General features: G+C 69.9%; 16 protein-coding genes and 1 pseudogene. 5 read left to right on the forward strand and 12 right to left on the reverse strand.

Annotated elements, in window-relative coordinates:
• Window positions 1–107: 107 nt before the first annotated feature.
• The 4 genes and pseudogenes from ASF58_RS09875 to ASF58_RS25750 form a co-directional block, all read left to right on the forward strand.
• On the forward strand, window positions 108–1,319 hold the full coding sequence (locus ASF58_RS09875; protein WP_055951022.1) for an SGNH/GDSL hydrolase family protein: 1,212 nt from the start codon (window positions 108–110) through the stop codon (window positions 1,317–1,319).
• Window positions 1,320–1,401: 82 nt separating this feature from the next.
• Window positions 1,402–2,172: a hypothetical protein gene (locus tag ASF58_RS09880; RefSeq protein ID WP_055951024.1), complete on the forward strand. Its 771-nt coding sequence runs from the start codon at window positions 1,402–1,404 to the stop codon at window positions 2,170–2,172.
• 185 nt (window positions 2,173–2,357) lie between these two features.
• Window positions 2,358–2,615: a hypothetical protein gene (locus ASF58_RS24880; protein ID WP_082512972.1), complete on the forward strand. Its 258-nt coding sequence runs from the start codon at window positions 2,358–2,360 to the stop codon at window positions 2,613–2,615.
• A 221-nt stretch (window positions 2,616–2,836) separates the two neighbouring features.
• Window positions 2,837–3,076 (forward strand): annotated as a pseudogene (locus ASF58_RS25750) (glycosyl transferase); the annotation flags it as partial.
• Window positions 3,077–3,088: 12 nt separating this feature from the next.
• Here ASF58_RS25750 and ASF58_RS09890 read toward each other — a convergent pair.
• From ASF58_RS09890 to ASF58_RS09900, 3 genes are all read right to left on the reverse strand, one after another.
• The gene (locus ASF58_RS09890; protein WP_055951028.1) at window positions 3,089–3,973 is read right to left on the reverse strand and encodes a dihydrodipicolinate synthase family protein; all 885 of its coding nucleotides are present in this window, start codon (window positions 3,971–3,973) and stop codon (window positions 3,089–3,091) included.
• Between the two features lie 195 nt (window positions 3,974–4,168).
• Entirely contained in the window at window positions 4,169–4,750 is a 582-nt protein-coding gene (locus tag ASF58_RS09895; RefSeq protein WP_055951030.1) for an SCO family protein, read from the reverse strand.
• A 131-nt stretch (window positions 4,751–4,881) separates the two neighbouring features.
• Window positions 4,882–5,241: a metalloregulator ArsR/SmtB family transcription factor gene (locus ASF58_RS09900; RefSeq protein ID WP_055951032.1), complete on the reverse strand. Its 360-nt coding sequence runs from the start codon at window positions 5,239–5,241 to the stop codon at window positions 4,882–4,884.
• A gap of 124 nt (window positions 5,242–5,365) precedes the next feature.
• Here ASF58_RS09900 and ASF58_RS09905 point away from each other — a divergent pair, with 124 nt between their 5' ends.
• Window positions 5,366–6,283: an acyl-CoA desaturase gene (locus ASF58_RS09905; RefSeq protein WP_055951034.1), complete on the forward strand. Its 918-nt coding sequence runs from the start codon at window positions 5,366–5,368 to the stop codon at window positions 6,281–6,283.
• 16 nt (window positions 6,284–6,299) lie between these two features.
• Here the strand turns inward: ASF58_RS09905 and cysG are convergent, their stop codons facing one another.
• The 9 genes from cysG to ASF58_RS09950 all read right to left on the reverse strand — a co-directional run bounded on the left by cysG (window position 6,300) and on the right by ASF58_RS09950 (window position 19,701).
• Window positions 6,300–7,793, reverse strand: a complete 1,494-nt coding sequence (gene cysG / locus ASF58_RS09910; RefSeq protein ID WP_055951036.1) for a siroheme synthase CysG — start codon at window positions 7,791–7,793, stop codon at window positions 6,300–6,302.
• 39 nt (window positions 7,794–7,832) lie between these two features.
• On the reverse strand, window positions 7,833–10,505 hold the full coding sequence (locus ASF58_RS09915) for a nitrate reductase (protein ID WP_055951038.1): 2,673 nt from the start codon (window positions 10,503–10,505) through the stop codon (window positions 7,833–7,835).
• 158 nt (window positions 10,506–10,663) lie between these two features.
• A complete protein-coding gene (locus ASF58_RS09920; protein WP_055951040.1) occupies window positions 10,664–12,265 on the reverse strand; it encodes a sulfite reductase subunit alpha in 1,602 nt (533 codons plus the stop codon).
• The gene (locus ASF58_RS09925; protein ID WP_055951041.1) at window positions 12,262–14,049 is read right to left on the reverse strand and encodes a NirA family protein; all 1,788 of its coding nucleotides are present in this window, start codon (window positions 14,047–14,049) and stop codon (window positions 12,262–12,264) included. Before ASF58_RS09925 ends, ASF58_RS09920 begins: the two co-directional genes overlap by 4 nt.
• 11 nt (window positions 14,050–14,060) lie before the next feature.
• Complete coding sequence (locus ASF58_RS09930) at window positions 14,061–15,281, reverse strand: FAD-dependent oxidoreductase (protein ID WP_055951043.1); 1,221 nt, start codon at window positions 15,279–15,281, stop codon at window positions 14,061–14,063.
• Between the two features lie 16 nt (window positions 15,282–15,297).
• A complete protein-coding gene (locus ASF58_RS09935; RefSeq protein ID WP_055951045.1) occupies window positions 15,298–16,092 on the reverse strand; it encodes an ABC transporter ATP-binding protein in 795 nt (264 codons plus the stop codon).
• A gap of 12 nt (window positions 16,093–16,104) precedes the next feature.
• Window positions 16,105–16,983 carry a nitrate ABC transporter permease gene (gene ntrB, locus ASF58_RS09940; RefSeq protein ID WP_055951047.1) on the reverse strand — a complete coding sequence of 293 codons (879 nt, stop codon included), beginning with the start codon at window positions 16,981–16,983 and terminating at the stop codon, window positions 16,105–16,107.
• Entirely contained in the window at window positions 16,983–18,272 is a 1,290-nt protein-coding gene (locus ASF58_RS09945; protein ID WP_055951049.1) for a CmpA/NrtA family ABC transporter substrate-binding protein, read from the reverse strand. Before ASF58_RS09945 ends, ntrB begins: the two co-directional genes overlap by 1 nt.
• A 412-nt stretch (window positions 18,273–18,684) precedes the next feature.
• Entirely contained in the window at window positions 18,685–19,701 is a 1,017-nt protein-coding gene (locus ASF58_RS09950; protein ID WP_055951051.1) for a CmpA/NrtA family ABC transporter substrate-binding protein, read from the reverse strand.
• Window positions 19,702–19,709: the final 8 nt, after the last annotated feature.

Here is a 19,709-nt window from a genome sequence, read left to right on the forward strand (position 1 = left end):
CGCTTGCGCCATCACGCGCAGGCTGCCTAACCTCTCACCCCAGATGGACCAGAGCCTCCGCTCCTGAACACCGCTGAATGTCCCAAATCATCTGACGACGGACAGGCATGACCAAGCGTCTGGAGTATCTCCTCACAAATAAGCCTCAGATCGTTTTGCTCTCGTCTCCCGGCTTCAACACCCTGAACACGGGCGACCCGAACGTCTCCAACTCCGAGCCGGCGATCGGAGATTACATCATCGCGCAGATCGACACCGAGCTGAAGAAGATCCGCGCCGCTGGTGTCTGGGCGATCCTATCCACCCTCTATCCAACGCTCGGGTTCAACTGGGCCACCACGGACTACCGCTATGCGGCCCTGACCCGGATCAACACGTGGATCAAGGCGCAGGCCGGCCGCGACGGCGTTGCGGCGATCATCGACTGTGATGACCTCCTCGCCCCCGGCGGCATCATCGACCAATCGATGTTTTGGACCGACGTTGGGTCGAAAATCCACCTGAACACCAAGGGTGCGCTGCTCGTCGGTATCAAGAAGTATGCACCCGCCATCGCCGCCTGCGTCTCGGCCGGTAGCGCCTTCAACCAGGACCCTACCGTGTCGTCGCTTCTGCCTGTGTCGGATGGTCAGATGCTCGGCTCGGGTGGTGGACGGTCTGGCGCACAGACGGGAGCCGTAGCCACGGACTTCATCGTCCGTAAGAGCACCTCGGTTCACACCGTCACGCCTAGCAAGATCGGGACGGCCGGGATCACAAAGCAACTGCTTACGGTGGTCCCGACAGGGGCCGGCAACACGTCGCTCCAGCTTATCCAGTATGAGTTCCCGCGCATCACCCTACGGCCGGCGTCGGAACTCACGCCTATCGACACCCGGTGGACCAATCCTGTCGCGCCCAACGGCGGTGTTATGCCGGTCGCGGGTGACTGGCTTCGAGCGCACATCCTGGCTGAGTTCGCGGGCGACGCCCCCGAACTCTCGACGCTCAATGAGCTGGATCTCATCGTCTACGACACCTCAGCAGGGTCGAAGACGATCCTCAGCCAGAACCGGGCGTTCTGGCAGTCGAACGGGGACAGCGCCGATCCGAAGAGCATGAACGCCCCCTCGACGGCCGAGCTGGGCGGCACGGCGCGTAAGCACTGGTTCTCGACGCCGCCTTTGCAGATCCCGGCGGGCGTCAATCCGGACCTGATCGAGGTGGTGTTCCTCAACTACATGCGGGCGCCCGAAGGAGAGGCGCGGGGCTACACAGTGACCTTCGAGCGCCCCATCCTCCGCAAAATCTCGGATCCGCGTCCGGCCTGGGGGTACTGACGGCCGAAGTCCCGGACTTTGGTCTCTCTCAAAATGCCTTCGATCTTGACCTAAACCGGCGGCAAGCCGTCCCGAGGTGACTATGACCATCATCACCGAACACACCGACGGCCAGCGCGTCACGGAGGATGGCCACGGTGTACGGTTCATCCTGCCGGCACGTCGGCACGATCGCCCGGTGACACGAGGCGTCTGCACTGACCGGCTGTTCAACGGTCGGAAGGTGCGGACCTTCAGCATCCAAGCCGGTGATGTGTCCTCGGAGGAGGCGCGAAACTATGCCGGCCGCCTAGAGGACGCGCCGGCTCGGGCGATGGCGGTGTTCGACACGAGCAAGGCCGACGTGCGCGGGCCTGGCCAAAAGTTGCGGGCCAGCTTTACGGTGAACGTGCGGCCCGGCCTACTCATGACGCACGATTGGTGCGGGATCTGCCAGTACAACGCGCGTCCCAACCCTGCAGAGCGTTGGCGGAACCCACCCTTCGCGATCGGCATGAAGCCGAGGGGCCGGAACTCTCGGGAGGAAGTGTTCTACGTCGACCTGGCGACTTTCCCGACCGCCGGCTCACAGGAGCAAGGGCGCCACGTCGACCTCGGGCCGAAGGCCATCGTTCCGTTCAAGCGAGATCGCCCCTACGCCTTCGAGATCGAGTTCATGGACGGGGCTGGCGGCGACGGCCTGCTAAAGGTCAGCGTCGATGGCTCACCCATCGTCGATTACGTCGGCCCGACTGGCTACGCCAACTATGCGGGGTGTTTCTTCGCCTACGGGCTCTACCGCTCCTGCTGGTGTCCCGGCTGTGAGGGGCTGACTGCGAATTTCGAGCACGTCACCGAGGGCGCTGTCAGCTAGAGCGAGGGGTGTCCCTGCAGGGGATCAATCAGGCACGCAGGCCGCATTCTCGGTGATAATATCGTTGTGGCGAAGACGGCACCTGAGCGCCTGCGGCTTCGCTGGGTCGGATAGCCCACTGAACTCTCGTTTCTGCGACCGTGTTTTAGGACGGAGGGGCAGATCAGGCGCAGTGGAGTGGCCAAGTGGCTCGATACTTCTTTGACATCCACAACGGCGACGAATTTTTCCGAGACCCAGAAGGCATCGAATGCAGCGATGCTGGCAGCATTCGAACCGAGGCGATGCGCACGCTTCCAGAGATTGCTCGGCACACGATCTTGGCCAGGAAAGCCGATGTCCAAGCGCTGACCATCCTTGTCCGAAATCAGGATCAGCGAACCGTCTACGCGGCAACGCTGACCTTTTCCGGTCTTTGGGTCGATGAGCCATTAGGAAGTTAGGTCAGGTCTATGGCCTAGCCATTGACATCGCGATCCGCTGCAACCCTGCAGTCGAGCCGTATGCGGCTACGACCTGAAAGCCAATTCAAGGGCTCTTCACGCGCCGTGCAGTGATGACATTTGAACCTGCGCGCAGTGCCATTCGATTTTGCGCGCTACACTTCGCGTGGAGCGGCTCCCCGGCGCCCGGCGGGTTCTGGGCGAATCTTCCCGCCGGCACCTCCGTCACCCTGTTCGTGGCCGGGTTGCTCGCCATGCTGCTGCCGGCGGCCCTCGGCTGCGTCCGGCGCGGCTGGTTCGACCTCCTGACCGCCGTGCCGGGGATGCCGGTCTATTTCCTGCTGATCAGCCTCGCGGCCTGGTCGGGGCTGTACGAACTCGTCCGCGCGCCGAACCGCTGGAACAAGACCGAGCACGGCCTCGCCCGCACCTCCCGGACCGGCGCGCTGCGTCCGCAGTGAGGGCGATCCGGCTCAGCCGAGCTCCAGCGCCGCGAGCGTGTCGGCCACCTGCCGGCGTGCCTCCCCCGCCAGCGGCAGGATCGGCCGCGGCGGCACCGTCCGGCAGAGGCCGAGGAGATCGGCGCAGGCATAGATCACCCGCAGGCTCGAATAGGTCCGGAACAGGCCCCAGAGCGGCTCGAGCCGGGCGTTCAGGCGCTGCGCCTCGGCGGCGTCCCCGGCCTCGACCGCCCGGACGATCGCCAGGGCGGGCTGCGGGAACAGCCCGGCGAAGACACTGTACCAGGCCTCGCCGCCCGCCAGCAGGGCCGCGAGCGCGTTCCAGTCGCCGCTATAGCCGAGGGAGAACCCGGCCGGCACCACGGCGCGCAGCGTGTCGAGATGCTCCGCCGCCCCGGCGGGCTCGGGGGACGGGCTCTTGATCGCGACGATGCCCGGAACCTGGGCGAGGCGACCGACGAGGGCCGGGGTGAAACGGAAATGGGTGGTGCCGGGATTGTCGTAGAGGCAGAGCGGCAGGCCGGATTCCCGCGCCACCGTTTCGCAATGCACGAAGACCTCGTCCTCGGTGAGCGGCGTGTAGGACATCGCCGCCAGGAGCCCGGCCTCGGCCCCGGCGCCCTTGGCGTCCTGGGCCATCCGCACCGCCTCGTCGGTGCGCAGGGCACCGACCCCGACGAGGATCGGCACGCGGCCCGCCACCGCCGCGACGGCGGCCTCCACGGCCCGGCGGCGCTGGTGGCGCGCCAGGAACGCATAGGTGCCGGTACTGCCCAGCAGGCCGATCGAGCCGACCCCGGCGGCGGCCAGGGGCTGCAGGAGGGCCTGCAGGGCGCCGAGGTCCACCTGACCGTCGGCGTTCGAGGGCGTGATCGGGAAGGCCGACAGGATGGGCATGGTCGCTCCGGGGCGGACGGTTCGGGGAGGCATCGGACCCCGTCCTCGTCAGGGCCGACGGCCCGGGGCCGCGTGGCGCCCGGAGCGACCCGACCCTTACGGCATCCTGCCTAAAGCATCGTCTGTCCGACCGCATCTCCCTGCCCGGAGCATCTCCTTGCCTAGAGCATCTTTCTGCCTAGAGCATCTCCTTGCCTAGAGCATCTTGGCGAGCTCGGCCGCCGCCTCCTCGGGCGGGCGGGCGAGATTGAGCGCGTTGAGGAAGCGGTTCTGGCCATTCATCACGTAGACCAGGGCGGTGTGCTCCATCGTGTAGTCGCCGTCCTTGGTCGGCACCTTGCGGACATAGGCGCGATAGGCCTTCACCGCCGCGTTCACCTCCTCCGGCGAGCCGGTCAGGCCGACGATGCGCGGGTCGAAGCTCGCCAGGTAGGTCTTCAGGGCCGCGGGGGTGTCGCGCTCGGGATCGACGGCGATGAACAGCGCCCGCACGTCCCGCCCCTTCGGCCCGAGGGCCTGGAGCACGTCGCCGATCTGCTGCAGCGTGGTCGGGCACACGTCGGGGCAGTGGGTGAAGCCGAAGAACACGAGATGCGTCCGGCCCGCATAGTCGCGCTCGGTGACGCGCTGCCCGTCCTGGTTGGTCAGGGTGAAGGGGCCGCCGACGCTGCTCGTCCCGGCCTCCTGGGTCTTGGGCGCCAGCACCACGAAGGCGGCGACGCAGAGCCCCACGAGGCCGACCGCGAAGGCGAGGAGGGGCAGGAGCGTGCGACGCATGGGAAACGGCCTTGCGGTCCAGGGATCTGGCGGCTTCAGACCATAGGCGCCGCCGCCCGGCAATCCACCAAACCGTCGCCGGTCCGGGCCGGGACAGCGCCGATACGGCGGCGGAACCTCCGGCCGCCACCTCAGCCCGGCTGCGGCTTGTCCGCGCCGGGCTTCGTCTTGGTCCGGCTCCCTGCGGCCCGACTCCCGGCCAGGGCCGCGCTCTCGCGCCGGATCGGGCGGGCGATCGGGCAGGCCTCCTGCACGAAGCCGTTGAGCGTGTTGAGGAGGTTGTCCTCAACCTGCCGGTAGAACACGAACTGCCCGCGCTTCTCACCCGCGATCAGCCCGGCCGATTCGAGCACCGAAAGGTGCTGCGAAATCGAGGGTTTCGACATGGAGAAGCGTCCTGCGATCTCCCCCGCGCTGAGCTCGGTATGGGCGAGGTAGGCCAGGATTTTCCGGCGCACGGAGGACGACAGGGCTTCGAAGACGCGCTGCATGGTTTCTCGGACAGCTGAAGGCGCACCGGGTCACGGGGCCCCTCCATTTAGGCGATAAGCTAACCGTTGACAAACTCTGCGATTTGATAATTAGGTAATTCACTAAATAAAGCAGGGAAGCGTCATGGCATGTCTCTCCACCCCACGGCTCCGCATCGATTCCGCGACCTCCGCCACCGAAGGGCACGTGGCCTGGGCTCCTGCTCGCTCCCTCTGGGTCGGCGGCATGACTCTGGCGACGCTCGTCCTCGCCCCGCTCTACGTCACGCCAAGCGCGGTGGCGCTGTTTCTCGTCACCAGCGCGGTCACGCTCTGCGCCGGACATTCCATCGGGCTGCACCGTCTGCTGATCCATCGCAGCTTCTCGGCACCTCTCTGGGTCGAGCGCGCGCTCGTCTATCTCGGCACGCTGGTGGGCATGGCCGGCCCGCTCGGCATGGTGCAACTCCACGACACCCGCGACTGGGCCCAACGCCAGGCCGCCTGCCATCCGCTCCATGCGCACCGAACCACGCTGCTGCGCGATGCCTGGTGGCAGATGCATTGCCGCCTCGTGCTGACGCATCCTCCGCGCTTCGCGCCGGAAGACCGGCTGTCCCGGGACCGCGTTCTGGCCTTTCTGGAAGCGACATGGATGGCTCAGCAGCTACCCTGGGCGCTCCTGTTCTTCTGGATCGGTGGCATGCCGTGGCTGGTCTGGGGCGTGCCGGTGCGAATCGGCGTGAGTCTGACCGGACATTGGCTCGTCGGCCATCTCACCCACCGACGGGGGCCACAGGGCTGGGTCGTCGACGGCGCGGCGGTCCAGGGCCATGACCTGCCGGCGGCCTCGCTCGTCACCTTCGGCGAGGCTTGGCACGGCAACCACCACGCCTGGCCGGACTCGGCCCGGCTCGGGTTGGAGCCCGGCCAGCACGATCCGGGCTGGTGGCTCCTCCTGACTCTGCGGCGGCTGGGGCTGGTCTGGGACCTCAAGCAGCCGGCCGACCTGGAGCCGCGCACCGGCCTGCGGCGGGTCGCGCCGGCGGGCGCAACCCGCTAAGACGAGCCCCGTGCCTTCAGATCGCCAGCTTGTCGGGCTCGATCACCGCGAGGGCCGCCGTGGCGCCCAGGCGGCGCAGCGCCTCGCCCACCATAAGGAGCGCCGGTCCCTCGTGGCCCGAGGCCTCGACGCGGTCGGCAAGGTCGGCGGCGCTGGCTTCCACCACGTGCTGGTTCGGCCGGGTGGCGTTGAAGACGAGGAGGGCCGGGGTCGTCGGCGCGAGCCCCTCGGCGATCGCCCGCTCCAGCAGAACGCCGAGGGTCTTCTTGGGCATGTAGACTACGGTGGTGACGCTCGGATCGGCCAGCGCGCCCCAGTTCAGGTCCTCGGGCAGGGCCCCGCGCCGGTCGTGGCCGGTGACGTATTGCAGCCGCCGCGCCGCGTCGCGGTGGGTGAGCGAGACGCAGAGCGAGGCCGCCGCTCCCTGGGCTGCGGAGACGCCCGGCACCACGCTGACGGGAATGCCGGCCGCCTGGCAGGCATCGATCTCCTCGCCGGCCCGGCCGAACACCAGGGGGTCTCCTGATTTCAGGCGCACCACCTGCTTGCCGGACTTGGCGAGCTGCACCATCAGCGCGTTGATGTCGTCCTGCCGGCAGGACGGACCGTGCCCGGTCTTGCCCACCAGCATGGTCCGGGCCTCGCGGCGGGCGTAGTCGAGGATCTCGGGCGCCACGAGGTCGTCGTACAGGATGACGTCGGCATTGCGCAGGGCCCGCAGGGCCTTGAGGGTGAGGAGTTCGGCGTCGCCCGGTCCGGCACCCACGAGGGTCACGGCCCCGCCCTTCGGGGCGGATTCGGTCTGTCCCAGAAGTTCGGCGAGGTCCCGGTCCGTCGGCACCCGGTCGGGCTCGGCGAAGGCGCGATCCGTGAAACGCTCCCAGAAGGCGCGACGGTCCGAGAAGCCGTGGAAGCGGCTCGTGACCTCCTCGCGCCAGTCGCGGGCCGCGCCGATCCAGGCCTTGAACCCGCGCGGCAGCATGCCCTCGATCCGCGCGCGCACGGTCTGCCCGAAGACCGGGGCGGCGCCCTCGGTGGAGATGCCCACCACCATGGGCGAGCGGTTGACGATGGCGCCGAACTTCACGTCGCAGAGATGCGGCCGGTCGACCGCATTGACGATGGCGCCGGTCGAGCGGGCGGCGGCCACGAAGGCGACGCAGTCGTCCTCGTCCACCATGGCGCCGATGCAGAAGGCGGCGCCCGCGAGGTCCTCGGGCTGCCACTGGCGCAGGTGCAGGGCGACGGAGCCCGCGACGATCTCGGCCGGCACGGCGCGAAGCTCCTCGCTGGGCTCGGGCGCGTAGACGTCCACGTGGGCCCCGGCGGCGGCGAGCAGCTTCACCTTCCAGGGGGCACCCCCGTTCGAGCCGGCCAGCACCGCCCGCTTGCCGTGCAGCGGTACGAAGACGGGCAGGACGGCCAGGGGCTCGAGGCCGGCCTGGGCGCCGCCACGCGGTGTTTCAGAGCCGGCGGGCCGGGTTTCGCGGGGGATGCGGGGCGTGCTCATGAGGCTCGGAGATGGGGGTCGATTTGGCCGAAAGTGAGCCTATGCGGCGTTGCGCGCAAGCGTCTCGGGCAGCAGCTTGCGGATCTCTGGGATGCACGAGCCGCAATTCGTGCCGGCCTTGCAGGCCGCGCCCACCGCCTCGACGGTGCCGGCCCCCGCGGCGATGGCTCCCGTGATGACGTCGAGGCCGACGCCGTGGCAGGCACAGACGGTGGGCCCGGCCGAGGCGGTCTCGGCCCGGCCCGTCAGGAGGGCGCGTCGCGCCGAGGCCGTGGGCTCCAGCTCCGCGAACAGGGCCTTGGCCTCGTCCCAGCCCGGGCGGGCCTCGGCGGGGCCGAGGGCCAGGCATGCGACGAGGCGGCCGGCCTCGTAGACGGCGCAGCGGTAGCGTCCGCGGGCGTGGTCGGCGTATTCGGCGAGCTCGTGGCCCTGGAACAGGCCGCGCATCATCAGCGCCACGGCGCGGGAGCTCTCCTGCGTGGCGAATTGCAGGCCCGAGCCGCCCGCGATCGTGGCGCGGGCCCACCACCAGCCCTCGGGCAATCCCTGCGCGCCGCGGGTCAGTAGGAAACCGCGGTTGCGATAGGGCACCGGCGCGATGCCGACCGGGGTCGCCTTCAGCTCGGGCTGGCCCGAGACCGGATCGGGTACGCCGCGCACCAGGGCGCCGACGCGGGCATCCGAGGCGGTGGCGGCGCTCCAATGGAAGGCGGCGAACAGGTTGCCCGGTCGGACCGCGTCGGTGACCATCGCCTCCAGGGTCGCCGTGCCGTGCGGCGTGCTGAGGCGGGCGAGATCCCCCTCCTTCAGCCCCAGCGCAGCGGCGTCGTCCGGGTGGATCTCCACGAAGGGCAGCGCACGGTGGGCCGAGAGGCGCGGGCTCTTTCCCGTCCGCGTCATCGTGTGCCAGTGGTCGCGGACCCGGCCGGTGTTGAGGACGTGGGGGAAGGCCTCGCTCACGCCCTCGGCGAGGGCGGGGGCCTGCACGGCCACGAAGCGGGCGCGCTTATCGAAGGTGTAGAACTGCCCGTCGGCGAAGAGCCGGGCGCGTGCCTTGCCGCGCTTCGGCAGCGGCCATTGCAGGGGGGCGGTCGTCGCATAGGCCGCATCGGCCATGTCGCTGACAGCTCCGAGGTCGAAGTCGCGGGTGCCGTTGTTCTCGAAGGCCGAGAGACCGGCATGCTCGCGGAAGATCGCGGCGGTGCCCGAATAGGCGAAGGCCTCGCCGTGGCCGAGGCGCTTGGCGACGTCGCAGATGATCTGCCAGTCGGCCCGAGCCTCGCCGGGGGCTTTCAGGAAGCTGCGCTGGCGCGAGATCCGGCGCTCGGAATTCGTCACCGTGCCGTCTTTCTCGCCCCAGGCCAGGGCCGGGAGCAGCACGGTCCTGCGTCCCGTCGCCCGGGCGCTGTCGCTGTCGGCCACCGCCTCCGAGACGACGTAGAGGTCGAGGGCCTTCAGGCTCTCGCGGATGCGGTCGGCGCGGGGCATCGACACGATGGGGTTGGTGCCCATCACCCACAGGGCCTTGATCTTGCCGCGCTCGATGGCCTCGAACAGGGCGACCGCCTTCATGCCCTCGCCCGTGATGATGTTGGGGGCCGACCAGAAGCGGCGGACCCGGTCCACCTCCTCGGGAGTGAAGTGCATGTGGGCGGCCAGCATGTTGGCCAGTCCGCCGACCTCGCGCCCGCCCATGGCGTTGGGCTGGCCGGTGAGGGAGAACGGCCCCGCACCGGGCAGGCCGATGCGGCCGGTGGCGAGGTGGCAGTTGATGATCGCGTTGCCCTTGTCGGTGCCCTGCGCCGACTGGTTCACCCCCTGCGAGAAGGCGGTGACGACGCGCTTCGTCCGGGCGAAGAGCTCGAAGAACCGGGCCACGTCGGCTTCCGACAGGCCCGTGGCGGCGGCGGTGGCGGGAATCGTCGGCGCGAGGGCCCGCGCCCGCTCCAGGGCGCCGTCGAAGCCGCTCGTGTGGTCGAGGACGAAGCGGTAATCGAGGGAGCCGGTGCTGGCGAGGTGCACCAGCAGGCCCGCGAACAGGGCCGTGTCGGTGCCGGCCTTCAGGCCGAGGAAGAGGTCGGCCTCCGCGCCGGTCTGGGTGCGCCGGGGGTCGATCACCACCAGCTTGGTGCCGCGTTTCGCCCGCGCGTCGATCATGCGGCGGAACAGGATCGGGTGGCACCAGGCGGTGTTCGAGCCCACCAGGACGATGAGGTCGGCCTCCTCCAGGTCCTCGTAGCAGCCCGGCACGGTGTCCGAGCCGAAGGCGCGCCGGTGGGCGGCGACCGCGCTCGACATGCACAGGCGTGAGTTGGTGTCGACGTGCGGCGTGCCGAGGAAGCCCTTCGCGAGCTTGTTGGCGACGTAGTAGTCCTCGGTCAGCAGCTGGCCCGAGAGGTAGAACGCGATCGCGTCCGGCCCGTGCTGCTCGGCGATCCGGCGCAGGGACCCCGCCACGGTGCCGAGGGCCGATTCCCAGCTCGCGCGGAGGCCGTCCACCTGCGGGTGGAGCAGGCGGTTGTCGAGGGAGAGCGTTTCGCCCAGCGCCGAGCCCTTGGAGCAGAGCCGGCCGAAATTGGCCGGGTGGGCGGTGTCGCCCGCGATGGCCGCGCCCCCCTGCCCGTCCGGCGTGGCGAGCACCCCGCAGCCGACGCCGCAATACGGGCAGGTGGTCTTGACGGGGGCGGCCGGTGCCTGGACGTGCGCGGTCATGGCGGAATCCTCGGCGAAGTGCGGGGTCGTGGGTCGGAGCAAGAGTCGGGCCCGGGGCGCGGGGCGGGACCTGGGGCGGGACCTGGTCCACCCGCTCCGTGACCCGTCTCCCGTGCGGAGGACGCGCGCCTCAGGGCACGCGCCTCAGGACACGCGCCTCAGTACACGTCGGCCTGGTAGCGGCCGGTCTTCTTGAGGTGGGCGAGGTAGGCCACGGCCTCGTCGGGGTTCTTGCCCCCGAACTGGCCGGCGACGTCGATGATCGCCCGCTCCACGTCCTTGGCCATGCGCTTGGCGTCGCCGCAGACGTAGAAATGCGCGCCGCCCTCGAGCCACTTCCAGAGTTCCGCGCCGTTCTCGCGCATGCGGTCCTGGACGTAGGTCTTCTCGGTGCCGTCGCGGGACCAGGCCAGCGACAGGCGGGTGAGCACCTTGCGGTCCTTCAGGGCGTTGAGCTCGTCCTTGTAGAAGAAGTCGGAGGCCTGCTTCTGGTGGCCGTAGAACAGCCAGTTGCGACCGGGCGCCTGCGTGGCGTCGCGCTCGCGCAGGAAGGCGCGGAACGGTGCGATGCCGGTGCCGGGCCCGACCATGACGACGTCCTTCGACAGGTCCTCCGGCAGGGCGAAGCCGTGCGCCTTCTGCAGGTAGACCTTCACCGTCCTGCCCTCGGGGATGCGCTCGCCGAGATGGGTCGAGGCGACGCCGAGGCGCAGGCGCGAGCGGTGGCTGTAGCGCACCGCGTCGACGGTGAGCGAGACCCGGCCCGGATCGGCCTTCGGCGAGGACGAGATCGAGTAGAGCCGCGGCTGCAGCTCGTCGAGCGCCTCCAGGAACACCTCCGCGTCGGGGCGCGCCCCGGGGAACTTGTGGAGCGCGCCCAGCACGTCGAGATGGGCGGCGTCGCCGTCCGGGTCCTCGCCGGCGGCGAGCGCCTGCGCCTTCCGGCGGGCCTCGCCCGAGGTGAGCAGCGAGAGGAGCTGGTAGAGCCCATCCGGCGCGCCGCCCAGGGCGTAGTCGGTCAGCAGCCGGTCGCGCAGGGTCCTGCCGCCGATCCTGCGCTCGGGCCGGGCGCCGAGCTCGGCGATCACCGCGTCCACCAGGGCCGGGGCGTTGGCGGGGAACAGCCCGAGGGAATCGCCGACCGCGTAGTCGATCGGCGTCCCGGTGAGATCGATCTCGACGTGCCAGGTCTCCTTCTCGCCGCCCGGCGCGTTGAGGCGCGTGCGCGAGACGAAGGTCGCCTCCACGGGGTTCTCCCGGCAGAAGCCGAGGGGGCCGAGCGCGGGGGCCGCCTTGGGCGCGGCGTCCTCGGCCTTCTTCGGCGCGGCGCCGCCGGCGGCACCGAACTCCTCCTCGAGCTTCTTCAGCATCCGGAGCGTGTCCTTGCCGCCGGGCTGGCAGAGGTTCAGGCGCTCCTCGTTCCTGAGGAAGATCGCGTTGGCGTAGTCGGCGCAGTTGTAGCCGCACTGGCCGCAATCCTGCTGCGCCATGGCGGCCATCAGCTTCTGCGCCTCCGGCCGTTCCTTGGCCATCTCCATCCGCTCGGGCAGCGGCAGGGAGGGGTCGTGCCAGGGGGCATCGTCGTTGTCGGCGAGCGCCGGCCCGCCGGCCGGCGCGTCGCCCGGCGCCAGGGCCGTGGCGCCCTCGACCGCGGGGCCGAGGAGCGCGGCGAAGTAGCCCGAGAGCCAGGCACGCTGGTCCGGGTCGAAGGGGGCGGTCTCGGGGATGAGGACCAGGGGGGGCGTGACGTGCTCGCTCATGCGGCGGCCTTCAGGACGGGTTGCTCTTCGGCGATGTTGCGCAGCGACTCGGGGCCGGTGCGGCTGGTGAAGGCCTGGAAGCTCTCGGCGGGGCTCGTCCGCCGGGCGAGGTAGCTGCGCAGCAGCGCCTCGATGCGGGCCGGGCAATCCTCGGCCTTCACGGCCTTCCAGATCTCGGTGCCGATCTTCGGCGCGTCGCCGAAGCCGCCACCGACGACGATGTCGTAGCCCTCGACGGTGTCGCCCTCCTCGGAGACCACGACCTTGGCGCCGATGAGCCCGATGTCGCCGATGTAGTGCTGGGCACAGGAGTGATGGCAGCCGGTGAGGTGGACGTTCACCGGCACGTCGAGCTCCGTAAGGTTCGCCTCGATGGTGTCGGCGATGATCAGGGCGTGGCCCTTGGTGTCGGAGGCGGCGAACTTGCAGCCGCGGCTGCCCGTGCAGGCGACGAGGCCGGCGCGGATGCTGGAGGCCTCCGTGGTGAGCCCGAGGGCGGCGACCCGTGCCCGGACCTCGGCGACCTTGGCATCCGGGACACCGGAGAACAGGAAGTTCTGCCACACGGTCATGCGGATGGCGCCGTCGCCGCATTCCACCGCGATCTTGGCCAGATCCCGCATCTGGTCGGTGGTGAGCTTGCCCACGGGCAGGACCACGCCGATCCAGTTGAGACCGGGCTGCACCTGTGCGTGCACGCCCACATGGGCGAAGCGGTCCATCGCCCCGCGCGGGGCGACGTGGGCGGGATCGACCCGGTCGAGGGTGCGGCCGAGCACCTCCTCGACGGCGGCGAGGTACTTGTCGAAGCCCCAGGCGTCGAGGACGTACTTCATCCGGCTCTTGTTGCGGTTGGTCCGGTCACCGTTCTTGATGAAGACCCGCAGGATGGCGTCGGCGACCCGGTTGCAATCCTCCGGCCTGAGGACCACGCCGGTGTCGCGGGCCAGATCCCGGTGGCCCGAGATGCCGCCCAGCACGAGACGCATCCACACGCCCGGGGCGACGCTCGCCCCCTCCAGCACCCGCACGGCCTGGAAGCCGATGTCGTTGGTCTCCTCCAGCACCGGCATCACGCCGCCGCCGTCGAAGGCGACGTTGAACTTGCGCGGCAGGCCGAACAGCGAGCGATCGTTGAGGATGTGGTTGTGCCACGACTTGGCCAGCGGGCGGGTGTCGAGCAGCTCCTGCGCGTCGATGCCGGCCACCGGCGAGCCCGTGACGTTGCGGATGTTGTCCGCCCCCGCGCCCCGCGCCGTGAGGCCGAGGTCGATGAGCCCGTCGAGGAAGGGCTGGCCGTGCTCGGGCGTGATTTCGCGGACCTGCAGGTTGGCGCGCGTGGTCACGTGGGCGTAGCCGCCCCCGTGGGCGTCGGCCAGGTCCGCGATGCCGGCGAACTGCCAGTAGTGCAGGATGCCGTTGGGGATGCGCAGGCGGCACATGTAGGAATTCTGGGCCGGCGCCACCCAGAACAGGCCGTGGTAGCGCCAGCGGAAATTGTCTTCCGGCTTCGGCGCCTTGCCGGTGGCGGCCTCCGCGATGAGGCGGTTGTGGCCGTCGAAGGGGTTCTCCGCGCGCTTCCACTTCTCCTGCTCGCAGAGCTTGCCCCCGGCCTTGATGGTGGCGTCCTGCGCCTTGACGTGGATCGCGTCCGGGCCGATGGGCTCGGCCGGCGGGGCGGCGCCCGGTGCGGCGGCGAGGCCGCCGGTCATGCGGGCGGCACTGATCCCGGAGGCGAAGCCTTCGAGGTAGCGCTTCTGCTCGGCGTTGAATGCGTCAGCCATGGGTAGCCTCCTCACGCTGCGAGGGGTTGGGATGCGGGCGCGGGGCGCCCGAACAGGAGGTCGTCGCGGTGCTCGGCGATCGAGGCGCCGGTGCGGATCAGCTCCTTGCACCAGCCCTGCTCGGCGATGTCGCCGACGAAGACTGCCCCGAGGAGCCGGTCCTCGGCGACGACGAGCTTGCGGTAGAGGCCGAGGCCGGGATCCGACATCAGCACGGTCTCGGCTCCCTCGGGCGCCTCGATCTGGCCGGCGGAGAACACCGGCAGGCCCGAGACCTTGAGGCTGGTGGAGAGGGCCGTGCCGAGGTAGCTCGCCGCCTCGCCGACGAGGTGGCGGCTCAGGGCCTCGGCCTGCTCGTAGGCGGGCTCGACGAGGCCGTAGACCTGGCCCCGGTGCTCGGCGCATTCGCCCAGCGCGTAGATGCGGGCATCCGACGCCTGCATCCGGTCGTCGACCAGGATGCCGCGCGCGGTCTCGATCCCGGCATTCTGGGCCAGCGCCACGTTGGGCCGCACGCCCACCGACAGCACCACGAGGTCGGCCGGCAGCACGGTGCCGTCGGACAGGATCAGGCGCTCGACCCGGCCCTCCCCCTCGACCGACGCGGTGTCGGCCTTGAGCAGCACCTTGACCCCGCGCGCCTCCATGGCCCGCTTCACCAGGCCGGCGGCGGCGTGGTCGAGCTGGCGCTCCATCAGGCGGTCCATGACGTGCAGGAGCGTGGTGTCGACGCCGAGCCGCGCGAGACCGACGGCGGCCTCCAGGCCGAGGAGCCCGCCGCCGATCACGATGGCGCGCGCGTGCTCCACCGCCGCCTGGCGGATGGCGGCGACGTCCGCGAGGTCGCGGAAGGTGAGGACGCCGGGCAGCTCCATGCCGGGCTTCGGCAGCCGGATCGGCAGGGAGCCCACCGCGAGGACGAGCTTGTCGAAGGGCAGGACGTGGGTCTCGCCCACCATCACGAGGCCGTTCTCACGGTCGATCTCGGTGACCGGCGCGCCGGTGATGAGGCGGATGCCGTGGGCCTCGTACCAGTCGAGGCCGCGGAAGGCGCAGCCCGCCTCGTCGACCTCGCCTCCCAGCAGGGAGGACAGCAGCACGCGGTTGTAGGCCGCCCGCGGCTCCGCCCCGACGACGCTAACGTCGTACAGGCCCGGCGCCCGCTCGGTCAGGCGCTCCAGGAAGCGCAACGACGCCATGCCGTTGCCGATGACCACCAAACGCTCCTTCATCGCCAGAGCCCGTTCCTCAGGCCGCGATGGCGGGCTTGGCGTGGCGCGCGTAGAGGAATTCGAGCACCTCGGCGCGGGCATGCGTGTAGGTCGCGTCCTCCACCAGATCGAGGCGGCGGCGCGGCCGCTCCAGGTCGACCCTCAGGATCTCGCCCACGGTGGCCGAGGGGCCGTTGGTCATCATCACGATGCGGTCGGAGAGGAGCACCGCCTCGTCGACGTCGTGGGTGATCATGATCACGGCGTTCTTCAGCCGGGCATGGATGTCCATCAGCGAGTCCTGGAGATGGGCGCGGGTGAGCGCGTCCAGGGCCCCGAAGGGCTCGTCGAGGAGCAGCACCTTCGGCTCCATCGCCAGGGCGCGCGCGATGCCGACGCGCTGCTTCATGCCGCCCGAGATCTCGCTCGGGCGCCGGTCGGCGGCGTGGGTCATGTTCACGAGCGACAGGTTGTGGTCGATCCAGGCGTTGCGCTCGGCCTTCGACTTCTTGCCCTTGAAGACCTTGTCGACGGCGAGCGCCACGTTCTCGCGCACGGTGAGCCAGGGCAGCAGCGAGTGGTTCTGGAACACCACGGCCCGGTCGGGGCCGGGGCTGTTCACCTCCTTGCCTTCGAGGAGGACGCCGCCGGTGGAGGCCTTGAGCAGGCCGGCCACGATGTTGAGCACCGTCGACTTGCCGCAGCCCGAATGCCCGATCAGCGAGACGAACTCGCCCTTGTCGATCTTCACGCTAACGTCGCGCAGGACCTCGTTGGTGCGGCCCGCGCGGGTGAAGCTGATGCCGACGTTCTCGATGCTGAGATAGCTCATGGGAATCCCTCCTCAGGCGGTCGCGGTGCCGCGGGTGACCAGGGTGCCGACGAAGGCGACGAAGCGGTCGAGGATGAAGCCGATGACCCCGACATAGACGAGGGCGACGATGATCTCGGAGATGTGGGAGGAGTTCCACGCGTCCCAGATGAAGAAGCCGATGCCGACGCCGCCGATGAGCATCTCGGCCGCCACGATGGCGAGCCAGGACAGGCCAACGCCGATGCGCAGGCCGGTGAAGATGTAGGGGGCCGCCGAGGGCAGCATGATCTTGGCGAAGAACTCCAGCGGGTTCAGGCGCAGCACCGCCGCCACGTTGCGGTAGTCCTGCGGGATGTTCCGGATGCCCACCGCCGTGTTGATGATGATCGGCCAGATCGAGGTGATGAAGATCACGAAGATCGCGCTCGGCTGGCCGTCCCGGAAGGCGGCCAGCGAGAGCGGCAGCCAGGCCAGCGGCGGGATCGTGCGCAGCACCTGGAAGATCGGGTCGAGGCCGCGCATGGCCCATTCCGACTGCCCGATCAGGGTGCCGGTGAGGATGCCCGCGACGGTGGCCAGGGCGAAGCCGAGGGCCACGCGCTGGATGCTGGCGGCGATGTGCCAGAACAGGCCCTTGTCGGTGCCGCCGTTGTCGTAGAACGGGTGGGCGATGATGTCCCAGGCCTCGGTGACGACGCGCGAGGGCGGCGGCAGGCCGGCGCCGGGACGCGAGCACAGCATCTCCCAGATCACCAGGAACGCGATCAGCACCACGACGGGCGGGATCAGGTTTTTGGCCAGGTTCTTCCCCACGCAGTTCAGGGTGGCCATCGTGACCAGGGGCGCCCGCTTCGGCTTGGCTGACGCGGCGACGCCCGGGCCGGCGGCGATGGTGGGGGTGTTGGCCATCACGCGATCCTCTTGATGCCGAGGCTGGACAGGTAGGCGGCGGGATCGGCCGGATCGAAGACCTTGCCGTCGAAGAAGGTCTCCTTGCCGCGGGAGGTGGAGGCCGGGATCGCGGTGACGCCGAGGGCCTTGGCGGCCTCGCGCCAGAGGTCCTCGCGGTTCACCTTGGCGATCAGCGCCTTGGTGTCGGTCTGCGCGTCGAACTTGCCCCAGCGGATGTCCTCGGTGAGGAACCAGAGGTCGTGCGACTGGTAGGGATACGAGGCGTTGTCGTTCCAGAACTTCATCACGAAGGGGCTGTTCTCGACCACGCGGCCGTCGCCGTAATCGATCGTGCCCTTGATGCGCCCGGCGACGTCCGCCACCGGGACGTTCATCCACTGGCGCTTGGCCGCGATGGCGGCGACCTCGTCCTTGTTCTCCGGCTTGTCGCACCATTGCTGCGCTTCGAGCACGGCCATCAGCAGCGCCCGGGTGGCGTTGGGGTACTTCTCCGTGAAGGAGGCCCGCATGGCGAAGGCCTTCTCCGGGTGGTCCTTCCAGAGCTCGCCCGTGGTGAGCGCGGTGTAGCCGAGGCCCTGCTGCACCAGCTGGGCGTTCCACGGCTCGCCGACGCAGAAGCAGTCCATCGTGCCGACCTTCATGTTCGCCACCATCTGCGGGGGCGGCACGACGATGGTCTCGATATCCTTGTCCGGGTCGATGCCGCCGGCGGCCATCCAGTAGCGGAGCCAGAGGTCGTGGGTGCCGCCCGGGAAGGTCATGGCCGCCTTCACCGATTTGCCGGCGGCCTTCTTCTTCTCGACCGCCGCCTTGAACACCTTCGCGTCCAGGGCGACCTTCTGGTCGAGGTACTCCTTGGCCACCGAGATGCACTGGCCGTTGCTGTTGAGCCGAGCCAGGATGTGCATCGGCACCGGGACGTTGTTCTGCGTCACTCGTCCGGCCGAGATCAGGTAGGGCATCGGCGTCAGGATGTGGGCGCCGTCGATGCCGTTGCCCTCCGAACCGAGCACGAGGTTGTCGCGGGTGGTGCCCCAGGAGGCCTGCTTGAGCACCTCGACGTCGGGCATGCCGTGCTTGGCGAAGAAGCCCTTCTCCTTGGCCACGAAGAGCGGGCTCGCATCGGTGAGGGCGATGAAGCCGAGCTTGGCCCCCTTCACCTCGGGGCCGGCGCCCTGCGCGAAGGCGCCGCCCGGCAGGGCTGTGCGGGCGAGCGCTGCCAGGGACAGGCTCGCGGCAGCGCCCTTCAGCAGATCACGGCGGTTGTTGCGGAAACCGTCAGTCATCGAACCCGACATCCTCGAAAGCAATGAGCATCCGCCAAAGAAAAAACCGCCGACCAAGCACATCCATCGAACGCAAGATCTGCGTTCCGTGGGGGACTCGGGTCAGCGGCTCTGCCGACGGATAAGGCTCGTCATCGTTGGCGAGCCCGCGATGCCCTGCACGGGGCGTGCCAAGTCCGGCCGGCCGGCCGGATCAACGCGCTGCGGTTCCCTTCGGAATCGTTCCAAGCTGTTCGTCGGGCAGGCTTTTCGCGTGGATGCCTCACCGCGCGGCGGCGCGCGCCAGGCCCGTGGGTGCGTCCCAGACCGCCCGGGACCGGCCAGTCCGGGGGTATGCCTGCCGCATCGCGCGCCGCCGACCGCACTGCACAATCCGCGGGCAGTCTGCCGGTGCGGACAGCAGCCCCGTCGCTCAGTCCGCCAGCGCTGCCGCGTAGAGGTCGGGCCGGAGGATCGCCCGCGCGCGCTCGGCCAGGGCCGGGTTGGGCACGATCTGCCCGGCGGCCCCCATCTGCTCGAGGATCCAGTCGGCCTGGTCGGGCCGCGGCGGCTCGGCCTCGGCGCCGAACACGACGAAGCGCGCCGCGCGCGACTCGGTCCCGTCCGCATCGCGCACCACGGTGCCGGCCAGGGCCCGGCGGATGAGGCCCGGATCGATCCCGAGATGGCTCGGATGGGCGAGCAGGCTCGCCAACTCGCCCCGGTTCTCGGGGGCCGCGCACCAGCGCCCGGCCCGCCGCACCGCCCGGACCAGGGCGGCGCTCGTCTCCGCCGCATAGGCCGGCAGGGCCAGCACCTTTTCCGGGCAGTCCGGCGCCAGGTCGCAGCCGAGGGCGACGATGCGGCCGTAGCCCTCGGCCACCGCGACGCTGTTCCAGGGACTGCCGGCGCAGAACCCGTCGATCTGCCCGGAACGCAGGGCCTGGGCGATCCAGGGCGGCGGGATCACCACCAGCCGGGTGGCGGCGTCGAGGTCGAGCCCTCCGCGGGCGGCGAACATCCGGAGTTGATAGGTGTGGCACGAGAAGGGGTGCACGGTACCCAGCGTCAGGGGCCGACCCTGTGTGACCCGCACGCGTGCGACACGGGAAAACGCGCGTGCAATCGTGTCGAGATCCGGGCCCTCCGGCGCCATCTCGGCCCAGAGCGGGCGTGAGACCGTCACCGCATTGCCGTTGAGGCTGAGCCCGAGGGGCACCACCAAATCGGTCTCGGGCCCGCTGATGCCGAGGGCGCTGGCGACGGCCAGGGGCGCCAGCATGTGGGCACCGTCGAGGTGTCCGAGCGCCAGCTTGTCCCGGAGCGTCGCCCAGGAGGGTTCGCTGACGAGATCCACCGCCAAGCCCTCGGCGGCGGTGAAGCCCCCTTCCACGGCAGCGATCAGGGGCGCCGCGTCGATGAGCGGCACGTATCCGAGGGCGAGTCTCATCCGGGCAG

It is taken from the genome of Methylobacterium sp. Leaf125 (assembly GCF_001423085.1).
In the GTDB taxonomy this organism is placed as follows: Bacteria; Pseudomonadota; Alphaproteobacteria; order Rhizobiales; family Beijerinckiaceae; genus Methylobacterium.

Excerpts from the sequence above, each read along its gene's own strand:
- ASF58_RS09930 (WP_055951043.1), bottom strand. The coding sequence starts at position 15,281 with ATGAAGGAGCGTTTGGTGGTCATCGGCAACGGCATGGCGTCGTTGCGC.
- cysG (WP_055951036.1), bottom strand. The coding sequence starts at position 7,793 with ATGAGCACGCCCCGCATCCCCCGCGAAACCCGGCCCGCCGGCTCTGAA.
- ASF58_RS09905 (WP_055951034.1), top strand. The coding sequence starts at position 5,366 with ATGGCATGTCTCTCCACCCCACGGCTCCGCATCGATTCCGCGACCTCC.
- ASF58_RS09890 (WP_055951028.1), bottom strand. The coding sequence starts at position 3,973 with ATGCCCATCCTGTCGGCCTTCCCGATCACGCCCTCGAACGCCGACGGT.
- ASF58_RS09920 (WP_055951040.1), bottom strand. The coding sequence starts at position 12,265 with ATGAGCGAGCACGTCACGCCCCCCCTGGTCCTCATCCCCGAGACCGCC.
- ASF58_RS09935 (WP_055951045.1), bottom strand. The coding sequence starts at position 16,092 with ATGAGCTATCTCAGCATCGAGAACGTCGGCATCAGCTTCACCCGCGCG.
- ASF58_RS09950 (WP_055951051.1), bottom strand. The coding sequence starts at position 19,701 with ATGAGACTCGCCCTCGGATACGTGCCGCTCATCGACGCGGCGCCCCTG.
- ASF58_RS09875 (WP_055951022.1), top strand. The coding sequence starts at position 108 with ATGACCAAGCGTCTGGAGTATCTCCTCACAAATAAGCCTCAGATCGTT.
- ntrB (WP_055951047.1), bottom strand. The coding sequence starts at position 16,983 with ATGGCCAACACCCCCACCATCGCCGCCGGCCCGGGCGTCGCCGCGTCA.
- ASF58_RS09900 (WP_055951032.1), bottom strand. The coding sequence starts at position 5,241 with ATGCAGCGCGTCTTCGAAGCCCTGTCGTCCTCCGTGCGCCGGAAAATC.
- ASF58_RS09925 (WP_055951041.1), bottom strand. The coding sequence starts at position 14,049 with ATGGCTGACGCATTCAACGCCGAGCAGAAGCGCTACCTCGAAGGCTTC.
- ASF58_RS09915 (WP_055951038.1), bottom strand. The coding sequence starts at position 10,505 with ATGACCGCGCACGTCCAGGCACCGGCCGCCCCCGTCAAGACCACCTGC.
- ASF58_RS09895 (WP_055951030.1), bottom strand. The coding sequence starts at position 4,750 with ATGCGTCGCACGCTCCTGCCCCTCCTCGCCTTCGCGGTCGGCCTCGTG.
- ASF58_RS09945 (WP_055951049.1), bottom strand. The coding sequence starts at position 18,272 with ATGACTGACGGTTTCCGCAACAACCGCCGTGATCTGCTGAAGGGCGCT.
- ASF58_RS09880 (WP_055951024.1), top strand. The coding sequence starts at position 1,402 with ATGACCATCATCACCGAACACACCGACGGCCAGCGCGTCACGGAGGAT.